The following is a 13,849-nucleotide window of genomic DNA, read 5'->3' on the forward strand; positions in this document are numbered from 1 at the left end:
TTTAGCCTCCTTGCACTGCGGTGAGAATGTCGGCGGCGCAGCCGTCGTGAAGCTTGCGCCCCCACTGCGAGCGCGGAACGACCTCGCCGTCGATGGCCACCGCGGTGCCGTCGGCGGGCGCGCCGACCTCCGCCACCAGTTCCTCTACCGTCGCGGCGGCGGTGGTGGCTGCTTCTCCGTTGAGCGTGATGTTCATGAATGCCTCCTCGGGTCGCACGCGGTCAAGTCTATTGAGGGGCCCTGCCTATCGACGAGCTCCGCCCCAACCCGCGCCCCCAACCCCGCCAACAGAACCCCGTGCCGGAAGTAGCCGGTGGACACGACGGTGCGCTCGTCGACGCGGCCCAGGTAGGGCAAGTCGTCGGGCGTGCCGGGGCGCGCGCCCGCGGTGGCCTCGACGAAGTCGCACTCCTCCAGCGCCGGAACGAGCTCGATCGCGTCGCGCAGCAGCTGGTGGATGCCCTGGACCTGGGGCTGGTCGCGGCCGTCCTCGCGGGTGGTCGCGCCGATGGTCAGCGTGCCGTCCTCGCGCGGGATGAGGTAGACGGGACGGTCCTCCACGAACCCCCGGACCACGCGTGTGAGCAGCGGGTACTGGTGTTTCGGCACGCGGACGTGGAGCACGTCGCCGTAGACCGGGCGCAGGTCCAGGGAGGGGATGAGTTGGCTTGCGCCGAGGCCATTGGCGACAACGACCTGGTCGGCTTCGTCGAGCTGGTCGAGGCTGTCGATGCGGTTGGTGGTGAAGGTGACGTTGGCGCGGCGGCAGGCGTCGAGAAGCGCGCGCGTGAACAGGCGGGGCTGCACCTGGTGGTCGCCGTCGATGAGCACCGCGCCGTTGATGGCGGGGGAGAGCGCCGGCTCGAGCTTGCGGGCTTCGCGGGTGGTGAGCTTGTCCACCGCCATGCCGTGGCGGGACTGGTACTCGGTGAGTTCCTCGAGGTGGGTCTTGTCCGCGATGTCGCGCGCGACTACGAGCGTGCCGTCCGTGCGGTAGCCGGTGGGGAGATCCGAGTACTTGGCGGTGAGTTTGATCAGCTCCGGGTACCACTCCGCGGACGCGCGCATCAGCGGGAAGAGCGGGTCCTGCTTGTACACCACCTCCGCGGTCGGGGCGAGCATTCCGCCCGCGTGGTGAGAGGCACCGGAGGCGGGCTCGGGGTCGTGGACCGTGACCTGGTGGCCGCGGTCCGCGAGCGTGAGAGCCGTGGTCAAGCCGATAATTCCTGCGCCGACGACCGAGATATTCACGCTTGACAGGGTAGCGCGTTCGCTGCGCCGTTTTTGCGAATTTCGATACCGTGGCAGGTGAACGTGTGAGAGACGAGATTCAAGGAGAGTGCAAATGTTCATCCGATCCCGCGAAGACGTAGAAACCGTCGAATGGGGCGGCGGCACCAGCGAACGCCTGCTCACCGCCCGCGACGACATGGGGTTTGCCGTCGCCCACACCGTGGTCCGCGCCGGCACCGAATCCAAGCTGGAATACCGCAACCACCTGGAAGCCTGCTACTGCATCGCCGGCTCCGGCGAGGTGGAAGACACCGACGGCAACGTCTACCCGATTACCCCGGGCACCATCTACGTGCTGGACAAGCACGACCCGCACTACCTGCGCGGCGGCAAGGACGAGGACCTCGTGCTGGTGTCCGTGTTCAACCCGGCGATTACCGGCGACGAGGTGCACGAACTGACCGGCGACGGGTTCAGCTCGTACTAGGTGGCGCGGTCGAACTCGGCGATCACGCGCTCGCAGTACGCCTTCGCGTCGCCGGCGTGCATGATGCCGCGCACGATGGCCAGCCCGTCCACGCCCGCGCGGGCCAGGTCGTAGGCGTCGTCGGCGGTGACGTCGCCGATGGCCACCAGCGGCAGCTCGGAGGCGGCCACCAGCTCCGGGTAGCCGTCCAGCCCGATCGGAGCGCGTCCGGAATCCTTCGTCGGGGTGGCGCGGAACGGCCCGCAGCCGATGTAGTCGATCACGTCCTTGTGCTCGTTGGCGGCCTGGACCAGCTCTAACGTTCCGGTGGTCAGACCGATGATCGCGTCCGGCCCGAGCAACTCGCGCACCACTCGCACGTCCAGGTCGTCCTGGCCGACGTGGACGCCGGAAATGCCTTCGTGGCGGAGGGCGGCGGCGACGTCGGCGCGGTCGTCGATAAGCACATGTGTTTGCGGGTTGACGGAGTGGACAGCCTCGGCGACGGCGCGGGAGAGCGCGTAGAGCTCGCGCGCGGTGATCGGCTTCGAGCGCACCTGGATCACACCCGCGCCGCCGGCGGCGGCCTGGCGGGCGCGCTCCACGACGTCCGGGCCCTGGCCAGTGACGAAGTAGCAGCGCAGGTCAAGCGGCTTAGTCACGCAGCGCCTCGATCAGCTCGTCCTTGGTCATCTCGGAGCGGCCCTCGATGTCGAGCTCCTGGGCGCGGGCGTACAGCTCGTCCTTGGTCCAATCCTCGTAGGAGCCGGACTCGCCGCCGCGCTCGCCGACCGTGGAGCGGCCGTCGCGTGCCGCGGCGTTGGCGATGGCGGCTGCCTTGGACTTGGAGTTGCCCTCGCGCAGCAGGGCCTCGTAGAGCTCGGGATCCTTGATCGAATCAGCCATGGCTGCCAGCCTATGCGTTTTCGAGGTCCCGGTGGGGCGGGTTGCGCGCGGCGATTTGCGGATCTGCTAGTTGCTCGAAAACGGAACTAGCAGATGACGCTGTTGCTGGGGTTCAGTTCCAATAACACCTGGGGAAACGTAAAGTTGGACACTTGATCTGCTAGTTGCTCAAAAACGGAACTAGCAGATCCGCGCGGGGGCTGGAGGGGCACCCGGCAGAAGGGATCCCTAGACCGTCATCGGGCCGGTGCGGGTGGGATGCCCGAGCGGTTCCACGTGCACGATCGTCTCCGCGCCGCCGAGGGCTTCGGCCACGCCGACCTCCACCTCGTCGGCGCGGTCGTGGGCGCGGGCGACCGTCCAGTCGCCGGGGACCTGCATGACCAGGTTGACCATGCGCTCGCGGCCGGCGGCGGTGGTGCGCACCGAGGTGAACTTCACGCCGTTGGCAGCGGCGTACTCGTCCAGGTAGGCGTGGACGATCTGGTTTTCTTCCTTCGGTAGCGACTCCGCCAGCAACCCCAGGATTGCGCCCTTGAGCAGCTTGTAGCCGGTGAACATGATGTTCGCGCCCACGATCAGCGCCACGATCGGGTCGAGGGGCTGCCAGCCCGTCAGCCACACCAGCGCCATGCCGACGATGACTCCGACGGTGGTCCAGACGTCCGTAAACAAATGATGCCCGTCAGCGTCCAGTGTGGTGGAGCGGTACTTCTTGCCCGCGCGGATAAGTAGCACACCCACTGCGCCGTTGAGCACCGTCGCGGCCACAGTAAACGCAAGGCCGATGCCGAGCTGCTCCACCGGCACGGGGTTGATCAGCCTGTCGATGGCGGTGTAGATGATCGCTACAGACGCCAGCAGAATCAGCGAACCTTCCACCTGCGCCGAGAAATATTCGGCGCGGGCGTGGCCGAAGTGGTGGTTGGCGTCCGCAGGCTTGGCGGATAGCTTCAGCGCCCACAGGCCCACAGCGGCGGCCACGAGGTTGATTCCGGATTCGATGGCGTCTGAAAGAAAGCCCACGGAGCCCGTCACAAGCGCTGCAGTCGCTTTCAGCGCGATGGTCAGTGCTGCTGCGGCGATGGAAAGCCACATGAATCGCTCGAGGAGTTTTTGTTCGTTGTTTTCCACGCTGTTTGCCACGGTTTTCATCCCTTTCACACCCGCGTTGCAGAGGCTGAGCCTAGCAAATCGGTACCGTGGTGCGGACAGGCCATCAAACTCTCGATAAAACTTGAGGAAGGTTTTCACTATGGGACGTTGGGTCGTCGCAATCGCCGGCGCCGTCGTTGGCGCGCTGTTTTTCGGTTGGCTACTGCAGATGCTGGGGGTGACCGGGATCCTCTACACCATCGGAGTGCTGGTGGGATCCGCCGTCACGTCCTCTCTCGCCGGCACGCTGATCAAGCCTGGGCGTTAACGCTGCCAAGAATCTAGTTAGGACCTAGTTAGGACCAAGCATGGCGCGTACACGCCGTTTGCAATCTGATCCCCTGATTTTCTTCTCCGCGCTGGGTTTCATCCTGGTGTTCGTCGCCGCCACCTTGGCGTTCGGCGACCAGGCCCGCGAAACCTACGCGGCCGTCTCCGGCTGGCTGATGGACCACTTCACGTGGCTCTACGTCGGCGGCGTCTCCGCCACGCTGATCTTCCTCATCGTGGTGTTCGTCTCCCGCTACGGCAACCTGCGCCTGGGCGATGACGACGACGAGCCGGAGTATTCCTACCCCGTCTGGTTCGCCATGCTCTTCGCCGCCGGCATGGGCGCAACGCTGATGTTCTGGGGCGCTGCCGAGCCGCTCAACCACGCCTACAACCCGCCGCGGGGAGGCTACGACTCCATGAGCCGCGACGCGATTATCCAGGCGTTCCAGTTCACGTACTACCACTTCGGCATCCACATGTGGGTCATCTTCACGTTGCCGGGTCTGGCCGTGGGGTACTTCGTCTATAAGCGAAAGATGCCCGCGCGCATGTCGTCGATGTTCTCGCCGCTGCTTGGCGGAAGGGTGTACGACACCCCGGGCAAGCTGCTCGACGCGCTGGGCATCATCGGCACCGTCTTCGGCCTCGCTGTGTCCGTGGGGCTGGGTGTGCTGCAGATTTCTGCGGGCATGAACATTCTTTGGGACGTCCCACTGGTCACCCCCGTACAAATCGGCATCATCTGCGCGATCACCATCGCCGCCTCGATCTCCGTGGCCACGGGTTTGGACAAGGGCGTGAAGATCCTGTCCAACCTGAACATCGCAGGCACGATCCTGCTGATGATCTTCGTGCTGTTCACCGGCCCCACGCTGAAGCTGCTGGGCCAGATCACGGAGTCTGTGGGCATCTACGCCCAGTCGCTGCCGGAGCTGATGTTCTGGGTGGACTCCTACAACGACAACCCGGGCTGGCACGCCACCTGGACCGCGTTCTACTGGGCGTGGACGATTTGCTGGTCGCCGTTTGTGGGCATGTTCTTCGCCCGCATCTCCCGCGGTCGCACCGTGCGCGAGTTTATCGGCGGCACGCTGCTTCTGCCCACCACCTTCGACCTGATCTGGTTTTCCATCTTTGGCCGCGCCGCCATCGACATGGAGGAGCGCGACCCGGGCGTGCTCACCACCCCGGTGGTGGAGGAGGGCGACACCCCGCAGGCGCTGTTCACCCTGCTCGCGGACTACCCGCTCTACGCCGTCACCGGCACCCTCGCGCTGGTGGTGATTGTGTTCTACTTTGTCACCTCCATGGACTCCGCCGCCCTGGTGATGGACATGTTCGCCTCCGGCGAGGAGAACAAGTCGCCCACCTTCTACCGCGTGGGCTGGGTCGTGGCCGTCGGCCTGGTCACCGGCGCGCTACTGTTCATCAACGACTCCGGCATTGAAGCCCTGCAGCAAGTAGTGATCATCATCGCGCTGCCGTTCTTCTTCATGTACTTCGTCATGATGTACTCGCTGATCAAGGCGATGAACGACGACTCCGCCGCGGCGCGCAAGACCCGCTCGCGCACCTGGGAGAAGACCGACACCGCGGAGAAGCTCGAGGAGGGCGAGAACAAGCCCGCGCCGGGCTACGACTCGGAAGGCAACGAGGTCGAGCGCCCCGAGCTCGAGTACGACGCGGAGGACGATTCCTGGAAGCTCCCCGAGGGCTTCAGGTTGGATCGCAGCGGCGAGAACGACACGCTTGTCGACGACCGCAGGTCCGACACGTAGCCAGCGCTAGCGGGCCAGCCGCATTGTTCTGTGCGGGATGCCGGTGTCGAGGAACTCCTCGCCCTCGGCCACGAGCCCGAACTGCTCGTAGTAGCCGACTAGGCCGGACTGCGCCTCGACGATGAGGTCGCCGGGGAAGCGCTCGGTGTAGGCGATGCCGGTGCGCACGATCTCCGGGCCGAGACCGGACCCGCGGTGGTCGGGGTGGACCACAAACCGGCCGAAGCGGGAGCCGTCCGCGGTGGGGAAGACGCGGGCGCACCCGGCCAACGTGTCGCCGTCGAAGGCGAGGATGTGGCGGGTGTCAGGGCTCGCGTCTTGGTCGTCGATCTCGTTGAAGGGGCAGTTCTGCTCTGCCACGAAGACGTCCACACGCAGCTTGTACAGCTGGTGAACCTCGAGTGGGGTCATCTCACGCAGCGATTTCAGGCTGATCATATTTCGGCTCAATCCTTCCCGTCTTTCCGTAGGAGAGGTGGCGGTGCGCCCACTCGAACGGGCCCTGCTTGCCCGCCCGGTCCAGCGCAACTGCCAGCAGCAGAGTAATCAACCACACTGCAAAGCCGATGAGCAGCTTGCCGGTGACCGAGGTGTCCAGGCCGATGCCCAAAAACGCCGGGGTGCAGATCGCAATGAAGAGGAACGACTGCGCGAGATACCCCGACATGGAGCGCTTGCCCAGCGCCACGAACGCCCGGGCCCAACCCGGGACCCGGTTGTTCAGCTCGTCTGTGGCCAGCGCGAGCAGCGCCAGAATGCCCGGGCCGGTGAGGTAGCCGAGCGCCTGGTTGAGCACGAACAGCGGCAGCTCCCACTCGTCCGGCAGCACGCCCGCGGCGGCTAAGCCCCAGGGCAGGCCGACGCAGAGGATGACCAGCCCGGTGATAATGCTCCAGGTGACGAGGGTGCGGCGGTGCGCGTGGACGTCGGTAAGCACCTGCTCTCGCGCCCACACGTAGCCGATGATGGCAAGCGATAACAGCTGCAGCACCGCAAACGGCTGCGCGACCAGCTGCCCGAGTGCCATGTCCAGGTTGGACGAGAAGTACGCCCCGAAGGTGTCGAAGGTGGCGGTGGGTTCGGACTGGTTGAAGCCGCCGGAGGCGTCAAAGTAGAACGACGCGATACCGCCGGCGACGCCGAGGGCCGTGAACAGGCCGAGGATGGTGTAGGCGATGATGCGCAGCGTCTTCGAACTCAGCGTGAGCATCGCCGCGAGGAAGATGCCCACCAGCCCGTAGGTGAGCATGATGTCGCCGTAGAACAGCAGGAACATGTGCGCCACGCCGAACAGCGCGAGCGCGCCGTAGCGGCGGTACAGCACGCGCCGGGCCTGCTTGGCGGGGTAGTGCTTGCGGTACAGGCTGGCCGCGACCAGGCCGAAGCCGAAGCCCAGCAGCGTGGAGAACATCGGCAGGCCGCGCACGTGGATAAACATCGCGGCGAACACCGCGCCGATCTGGTCGATCAGGCTGTCCGGGCGCACACCGCCGACGGACCAGCCGACGCGGGATTGGTCCTCCGACCAGTCGTTGATCACCCAGGCCTGCGCGGCGTTCGCCATCGCGATGCCCAACAGGGCGGTGCCGCGCGCCAGATCCGGGACGATCAGGCGGGGGCGTTGCTGCTGGGGTTGATGCTGTTCGGCGTTAGCGGCTTCGTGCATGCGCTCAAGGTACCGCCTCAGGCCCGCATGAGCCACGTTTGCGGTTCCTGGCCCGCGGAGGTTAGAGATGTGGTTGAATAGCTCTGTTGATGCTCATGTTGCCAATGTGATTGGGGTTGCTATGCGCCGTTCGTCCGCCGCCCGCCTGCTTACCGCCGCGTTTCTGATTGCCACCTCGGCGGCTATCAGCAGCCCCGCGGCGCATGCCCAACAGGCGGAGGCGCCGGTGGGCGACGTGGTCAACTACGTGTGGCGCACCGACCCGGTGTCCAAGGTGCTGGCCGGAAAGCCCACGGCGGACAAGGTCCTGCACCGCGTCCCCGGCTCCTTCTTCGACGCCCCGCGCACCCCGGTCGAATCCGATGACGCGATGCGCCGCGGCCGCGCCCTCTACGGCCCGAGCACCCCGCTGTATGTCGGCTCCGAGCCCGGCAAGGAAGTCATGTGCACCACCACGGCGGCCGGCTACAACGACCGCGGCGAGAAAATCGCCGTCACCGCCGGCCACTGCGGCAATGTCGGCGACGCCGTACGCTCCGCGGATTCCTGGCAGCTCGGCCGCACCGGCACGATCACACACGTCAACCGCGAGCTGGACTACGCGGTGATCACGCTCGCCGACAACACCGAGGTCACCCGCTCCTACAACGGCGTGACCGTCAACCACTTGGGCGGCGCACCGGTGAAGCCGGGCGGCGTGGTGTGCAAGACCGGCGTGGCCTCCGGCACAACCTGCGGCCACACGTACACCGATTGGGAGCAGCGCAACACCAACCAGGTCTGCGCCATGCAGGGCGACTCGGGCGCGCCGCTGATGGTGGGCGACCGCGTGATCGGCATGATCAACGGCGGCATCTGGGGCCCGCCGTTCAACGTGGCCTGCCGCACCCCGCTGCAGGGCCCGCTGCACGCGCCGACGGGTGCGCTGCGCATGGATTCCGTGCTCGGTGACATCCCGGGCGGGTTCCGCCTGCCGTAGCCTGGGCAGCTAGCCGCGCAGGCGCTCGGCGATCTCGTCCACGACCCGCGGGTTACCGGCCACGCACCAGGTCACGCCACCTGCGTCGACCTTGATGCAGCGCCCGCCGACGGCCTCGACCAGCGCCTTGCCCGGCAGCCAATCCCAATCCGGCACGGTGTGCTGCAGCCACGCGCCCATCTGCCCCGACGCGAGATTCGACAGGTCCACGGAACCCGCGCCCATCATGCGCATCGTCGCCGCGCCCGAGACCACGCGCAGCCACGCCTCGCGCACATCGTCGTTGGCCATAAAGGTCGGGTGCAGGTAGGTCACCACTGCGCTTTCGCCTAGCGACGACTCCGCCAAGCCCCCAAGCTCCACCCCGTCGCGCGTGGCCGCACCGTCCGCCGCGATCCACGTGGTGTCCGTGGCGGGGCGGTGCACGGCGCCGATGGCGGGGGAGTGGGCGGAGTTGTCGTCTACAAGTGCGATCGCCGAGCAGAAGTAGTCCGAGCCCTGGGAGAAGTTGTAGGTGCCGTCGACCGGGTCGATCACCCACGTGCGGCCGGTAGAAGAGGCGCGGGAGGCGCCCTCCTCGCCGATCACGCCGTCGTCGCCGCGCAGCGCCTCGAGCACCTCCGCCACGAACTCCTCGGCCGCGCGGTCCGCCTCCGTAACCACGTCGGAGACGGAGGTTTTCACCTCCGCGTTCAGGCCCTCGGCGCGCATGCGCAGCGCCAGCTGGCCGGCGTGGCGTACGAGCGCGGCGGCGAGCTCGGCGTCGGAGTCGTTGCGGTGGTCAGAAATAAACGCTTGGGTGTCAGTCACGCGGCCATTATGGCGCAGCCGGAGAGTCCTCGCCCTCCTTGAGGTACACGTTCGAGCCCAAGTCGCGGAACTCGCGCGCCATCTCCTGCTCACCCTCGCGTGCGTCGGAGGAAGCAGCTTCCTCGTCGAAGTCGAACGACGGCATGCCCAAATCCGCGATCTGGTCGCCGAACTCGTCGCGGATGTCCTGCGAAATGCGCATGGAGCAGAACTTCGGCCCGCACATCGAGCAGAAGTGCGCCGTCTTCGCGGGCTCCGCCGGCAGAGTCTCGTCGTGGTAGGACTGCGCCGTCTCCGGGTCCAGGGACAGGGCGAACTGGTCGTGCCAGCGGAACTCGAAGCGGGCCTTGCTCATCGCGTCGTCCCAGTCGCGCGCGCCCGGGTGGCCCTTCGCCACGTCGGCGGCGTGGGCGGCGACCTTGTAGGTGATCACGCCGGTTTTCACGTCGTCGCGGTTGGGCAGGCCCAGGTGCTCCTTCGGGGTGACGTAGCACAGCATCGCCGTGCCGCCGGCCGCGATGTTGGCCGCGCCGATGGCGGAGGTGATGTGGTCGTAGCCCGGCGCGATGTCGGTGACCAGGGGGCCGAGCGTGTAGAAGGGTGCCCCGCCGCACCATTCCTGTTCCTTGTCGTTGTTCACCTGGATCATGTTCAGCGGCACGTGGCCCGGGCCTTCGATCATGACCTGGACGTCGTAGTCCCAGGCGCGCTTGCACAGCTCGCCGATGGTTTTCAGTTCCGCGAACTGGGCGGCGTCGTTGGCGTCGGCCACGGAGCCGGGGCGGAGCCCGTCGCCAAGCGAGAATGCGACGTCGTACTGGGAGAAGATCTCGCACAGTTCGTCGAAGTTCTCGTACAGGAAGGACTCCTTGTGGTGCGCGAGGCACCAGCCGGCCATGATGGATCCGCCGCGGGAGACGATGCCGGTGACGCGCTTGGAGGTCAGCGGCACGTACGGCAGGCGCACGCCGGCGTGCACGGTCATGTAGTCCACGCCCTGCTCGCACTGCTCGATCACGGTGTCGCGGAAGACCTCCCAGGTCAGGTCCTCGGCGATGCCGTTCACCTTCTCCAGCGCCTGGTAGATCGGCACGGTGCCGATCGGGACCGGGGAGTTGCGCAGGATCCACTCGCGGGTGGCGTGGATGTCGTCGCCGGTGGACAGGTCCATCACAGTGTCCGCACCCCAGCGGGTGGCCCAGCGCAGCTTGTCCACCTCCTCGCGGATAGAAGAGGTCACCGCGGAGTTGCCGATGTTCGCGTTGATCTTGGTCAAAAACGCGTTGCCGATGATCATCGGCTCGCTTTCCGGATGGTTGACGTTGTTCGGGATGATGGCGCGGCCCGCGGCGACCTCTTCGCGCACCTTCTCCACATCGCAGTGCTCGCGAAGCGCGACGAACTCCATCTCGCGGGTGATCTCCCCGCGGCGGGCATACGCCATCTGGGTCACGCGCTTGCCGTCTTTTGCGCGCAGCGGCGTGCGGGTCTCGCCGCGCCACTCCTCGCTGGCGGCGCCGCGTTTGACGGCCGCGCGGCCGTCGTCAAGCAAATTGCGCTCGCGGCCTGCGTATTCCTCCACATCGCCGCGGGCGGTGATCCACTCGCCGCGCAGGCTAGGCAGGCCCACCTCTGGCTCCGCGTGCGGGCCGCGGGTGCGGTAGATCTTGAACGGCTCGTTCGGCCCGGTGGGGGAATCATCCAGCTGGATCGCGGTTTCCGGAACCTCCAGCCCGCCTTTCACAATCGGGTCGTAGGAGTGCTTCGGGTGGATTTCATGGGCATAGATGTCGTGAGCCACGACCTTCTCCTTCCTTCGCTGGTGCTAACCAGACAGGTTCGAACGGTGCTCGCGCGGGCGTAAGCGCGATCTCAGCCCGGTGCCCCGGGCGCCCGTGTGGGGTCGTAGGCCACTGTATCCCGTCTTGGTGGCCGCGTCAGGCGGTTCGCTAGACTTTGCCCCTATGCAGCCGGAAATTCAGACGCGGATCAAGGACTTAAGCTCCACACTTTCCACCATTGAGAAGGTGATGGACTTGGACGTCCTGCGCGAGCGCGCCCGCGAGCTGGAGGCGCAAGCCGGCGACCCGTCGCTTTGGGACGATCCAGCGCACGCGCAAAAGGTCACCACCGAGCTATCCAATGTGCAGGCGCGCTTAAAGAAGGTCGCCTCGCTTCGCTCGCGTATCGACGACCTCCCGGTGATGTACGAACTCGCCGAAGAAGAAGGCGACGCCTCCATGGCCGACGAGGAGCTGGAAGACGTCGCCGCGCAGATCGACTCGCTGGAGGTACAGACCATGCTCTCCGGCGAGTACGACGCCCGCGAAGCCGTGGTGAACATCCGCTCCGGCGCCGGCGGCGTGGACGCGGCCGACTGGGCCGAGATGCTCATGCGCATGTATGTGCGCTGGGCCGAAAAGGCAGGCCACAAGGTGGACGTGTACGACATCTCCTATGCGGAGGAGGCCGGCATTAAGTCCGCCACCTTCGTTGTGCACGGCGAGTACCTCTACGGCCAGCTGTCGGTGGAGCAGGGCGCGCACCGGCTCGTGCGCATCTCGCCGTTTGACAACCAGGCGCGCCGTCAGACCTCGTTCGCCGAGGTGGAGGTGCTGCCGGTGGTGGAGCAGACCGACCACATTGACATCCCGGACTCCGACATCCGCGTCGATGTCTACCGCTCCTCCGGCCCCGGCGGGCAGAGCGTGAACACCACCGACTCCGCAGTGCGCATCACCCACATCCCTACCGGCATTGTGGTGACCTGCCAGAACGAGAAGTCGCAGATCCAGAACAAGGCCTCGGCGCTCAACGTCTTGCAGTCGAAGCTGCTGGAGAAGAAGCGCCAGGAGGAAAAGGCCGAGATGGACGCGCTCGGCGCCGGCGGCAACGCGAGCTGGGGCAACCAGATGCGCTCGTACGTGCTGCACCCGTACCAGATGGTCAAGGACCTGCGCACCGACTACGAGGTCGGCGACCCGCAAAAGGTCCTCGACGGCGACATCGACGGGTTCTTGGAGGCCGGCATCCGCTGGCGCATGTCGCAGCAGCAGGAGGCGTAAGAGAAGGGGAGCGCCGGCGGTGACGGATGTGACATCGCTTTTTCTCGCGACCTGGGCAGAGTGACAAATGTGACAGAGCGAATGGCACATCCGTCACTGAGAAGCCCCCGCTGCCGGGGTGAAGCCGGGAGCGGGGGCTGCGGACGTGAGTCGGCAGCAAGCCGTTAGGCGTCGCGGAGGTCGATGCCCTTCGTCTCCGGGAGGATCTTCATGCTGATCAGGGTGAGCACGCACAGCACCACCACGTAGATGCCGGAGACGTGCGTTAGGCCCTGGGACGTGAACCACTGGAAGATGTACGGCGCGGTGCCGCCGAAGACGGCCACGGACAGCGAGTAGGCGAAGCCGATGCTGCTGGTGCGCTGGGAGGTGGGGAAGACCTCCGCCATCACCGGGGCCAGCAGCGCGCCGCCGGCGGCGACGGCCACCACAGCGATGGTGGCGGCGATGAGCATGGTCCACGGGCGGGAATCGATCATCCCCATCAGCGGGATCTGCAGCAGGCCCACTGCAATGGCGAAGGTGTACATCACCGGTTTACGGCCGATGCGGTCGGACAGCGCGCCCCACAGCGGCAGGGCGATCAGGCCACAGGTCTGCGCGAACACGGAGACCCAGTACGCGCCCTGAGTGGACATGCCGGCGTGCGTGATGGCGTAGGTGGAGACGTAGGACGTCCAGGTGTAGTGCGCGGCAGTGACGCCGGAAACCATGCCGATGACCAGCAGGATGTTCACCCAGTTGGAGCGCACCGGGGTCTGTGGGCGGGTGGCCGACAGGTCGTCGTAGGACTCGGCGCCGCCTTCTTGGATCTCGTTGAAGTGCTCGGACTCCTGCATGTGGCGGCGCAGGTACAGGGCCACGAACGCGGCAGCGGCGCCCAGCCAGAAGGGGATGCGCCAGCCCCATGCGCCGATCTGTTCGTCGCTAAGCACAAGCGAGATGATGCCGCCGAGGGTGTAGGCGATCACTGAGCCGCCGAAGATGGACATGTAGACCATCGAGCCCCACTTGCCGCGGCGGTCGCGCGGGGCGATCTCCGGGATGTAGCTGTTGGCCGTGGCGGATTCGCCGCCGTGGGCGAAGCCCTGGATCACGCGCACGAGCAGGAGGCCTACGGAGGCCCAGATGCCGATCTGTTCGTAGGTGGGCATGACACCGATGACCACGGCGGACAGCGCCATGATGATGATCGTGATCATGAGCACGTTCTTGCGGCCGACGCGGTCAGCGATGCGGCCGAAGACGATGCCGCCGAGCGGGCGGACAAGGAAGCCGACGGCAAAGACGCCGAAGGTGGCCAGCAGCGCTGAGGTGGGGTCGGATTTGTCGAAGAAGGCAGCCGCGATGAACGGGGCAAACACGGCGTATGAGCTCCACTCGAACCATTCGAGCAGCTGGCCGATGAGGCTGGCGCCGAGGGACTTCTTGTCGGCTGGGCGTTCTGCCTCGATATGGGTCGTGCCCATTGAGAAGCGTTGTTTGGTACTCACGGGTCCTCCTTCGGAGACTGTTGTT

General features: G+C 66.3%; 15 protein-coding genes and 1 riboswitch. Of the genes, 5 read left to right on the forward strand and 10 right to left on the reverse strand.

The window, feature by feature from the left end; all coding sequences use genetic code 11:
• Nucleotide 1: 1 nt before the first annotated feature.
• Together thiS and thiO are read right to left on the reverse strand one after the other, a co-directional pair.
• Nucleotides 2–196, reverse strand: coding sequence for a sulfur carrier protein ThiS (gene thiS, locus ACX1NL_RS03210; RefSeq protein ID WP_458898583.1), 195 nt, complete (start codon nucleotides 194–196; stop codon nucleotides 2–4).
• A complete protein-coding gene (gene thiO, locus ACX1NL_RS03215) occupies nucleotides 193–1,260 on the reverse strand; it encodes a glycine oxidase ThiO (protein WP_458898887.1) in 1,068 nt (355 codons plus the stop codon). Before thiO ends, thiS begins: the two co-directional genes overlap by 4 nt.
• An 85-nt stretch (nucleotides 1,261–1,345) precedes the next feature.
• On the opposite strand from thiO, the gene ACX1NL_RS03220 reads away from it, so the two are divergent.
• Nucleotides 1,346–1,720, forward strand: coding sequence for an ectoine synthase (locus ACX1NL_RS03220; protein WP_168684649.1), 375 nt, complete (start codon nucleotides 1,346–1,348; stop codon nucleotides 1,718–1,720).
• Here ACX1NL_RS03220 and ACX1NL_RS03225 read toward each other — a convergent pair.
• From ACX1NL_RS03225 to ACX1NL_RS03235, 3 genes are all read right to left on the reverse strand, one after another.
• Nucleotides 1,717–2,361, reverse strand: a complete 645-nt coding sequence (locus ACX1NL_RS03225) for a thiamine phosphate synthase (RefSeq protein ID WP_458898584.1) — start codon at nucleotides 2,359–2,361, stop codon at nucleotides 1,717–1,719. The genes ACX1NL_RS03220 and ACX1NL_RS03225 overlap by 4 nt on opposite strands.
• Nucleotides 2,354–2,605, reverse strand: a complete 252-nt coding sequence (locus ACX1NL_RS03230) for a DUF7218 family protein (protein ID WP_239307108.1) — start codon at nucleotides 2,603–2,605, stop codon at nucleotides 2,354–2,356. Before ACX1NL_RS03230 ends, ACX1NL_RS03225 begins: the two co-directional genes overlap by 8 nt.
• 228 nt (nucleotides 2,606–2,833) lie before the next feature.
• A complete protein-coding gene (locus ACX1NL_RS03235) occupies nucleotides 2,834–3,760 on the reverse strand; it encodes a cation diffusion facilitator family transporter (RefSeq protein ID WP_370642128.1) in 927 nt (308 codons plus the stop codon).
• Between the two features lie 100 nt (nucleotides 3,761–3,860).
• Here ACX1NL_RS03235 and ACX1NL_RS03240 point away from each other — a divergent pair, with 100 nt between their 5' ends.
• A complete protein-coding gene (locus ACX1NL_RS03240; protein ID WP_034997626.1) occupies nucleotides 3,861–4,028 on the forward strand; it encodes a hypothetical protein in 168 nt (55 codons plus the stop codon).
• 40 nt (nucleotides 4,029–4,068) lie between these two features.
• Nucleotides 4,069–5,811 (forward strand): BCCT family transporter, encoded by a 1,743-nt coding sequence (locus tag ACX1NL_RS03245; RefSeq protein ID WP_458898585.1) that lies wholly within the window; start codon nucleotides 4,069–4,071, stop codon nucleotides 5,809–5,811.
• A 6-nt stretch (nucleotides 5,812–5,817) separates the two neighbouring features.
• On the opposite strand, the gene ACX1NL_RS03250 is transcribed toward ACX1NL_RS03245, so the two are convergent.
• The gene (locus tag ACX1NL_RS03250; RefSeq protein WP_181889993.1) at nucleotides 5,818–6,249 is read right to left on the reverse strand and encodes a GNAT family N-acetyltransferase; all 432 of its coding nucleotides are present in this window, start codon (nucleotides 6,247–6,249) and stop codon (nucleotides 5,818–5,820) included.
• Entirely contained in the window at nucleotides 6,224–7,477 is a 1,254-nt protein-coding gene (locus ACX1NL_RS03255) for a DUF418 domain-containing protein (protein ID WP_458898586.1), read from the reverse strand. Before ACX1NL_RS03255 ends, ACX1NL_RS03250 begins: the two co-directional genes overlap by 26 nt.
• Nucleotides 7,478–7,598: 121 nt before the next feature.
• Here ACX1NL_RS03255 and ACX1NL_RS03260 point away from each other — a divergent pair, with 121 nt between their 5' ends.
• Nucleotides 7,599–8,456 carry a chymotrypsin family serine protease gene (locus tag ACX1NL_RS03260; protein ID WP_458898587.1) on the forward strand — a complete coding sequence of 286 codons (858 nt, stop codon included), beginning with the start codon at nucleotides 7,599–7,601 and terminating at the stop codon, nucleotides 8,454–8,456.
• A 9-nt stretch (nucleotides 8,457–8,465) separates the two neighbouring features.
• On the opposite strand, the gene ACX1NL_RS03265 is transcribed toward ACX1NL_RS03260, so the two are convergent.
• Nucleotides 8,466–9,266 carry an inositol monophosphatase family protein gene (locus ACX1NL_RS03265; RefSeq protein WP_458898588.1) on the reverse strand — a complete coding sequence of 267 codons (801 nt, stop codon included), beginning with the start codon at nucleotides 9,264–9,266 and terminating at the stop codon, nucleotides 8,466–8,468.
• A 7-nt stretch (nucleotides 9,267–9,273) separates the two neighbouring features.
• Nucleotides 9,274–11,067, reverse strand: a complete 1,794-nt coding sequence (gene thiC, locus ACX1NL_RS03270) for a phosphomethylpyrimidine synthase ThiC (RefSeq protein WP_458898589.1) — start codon at nucleotides 11,065–11,067, stop codon at nucleotides 9,274–9,276.
• A riboswitch (TPP riboswitch) is annotated at nucleotides 11,061–11,173 on the reverse strand. Its footprint overlaps the gene before it by 7 nt.
• Before the next feature lie 57 nt (nucleotides 11,174–11,230).
• Here thiC and prfB point away from each other — a divergent pair.
• On the forward strand, nucleotides 11,231–12,331 hold the full coding sequence (prfB, locus tag ACX1NL_RS03275) for a peptide chain release factor 2 (protein WP_458898590.1): 1,101 nt from the start codon (nucleotides 11,231–11,233) through the stop codon (nucleotides 12,329–12,331).
• Between the two features lie 164 nt (nucleotides 12,332–12,495).
• On the opposite strand, the gene ACX1NL_RS03280 is transcribed toward prfB, so the two are convergent.
• A complete protein-coding gene (locus ACX1NL_RS03280; RefSeq protein WP_458898888.1) occupies nucleotides 12,496–13,800 on the reverse strand; it encodes an MFS transporter in 1,305 nt (434 codons plus the stop codon).
• Between the last annotated feature and the right edge of the window lie 49 nt (nucleotides 13,801–13,849).

It is taken from the genome of Corynebacterium sp. CQ3829_602738 (assembly GCF_054478435.1).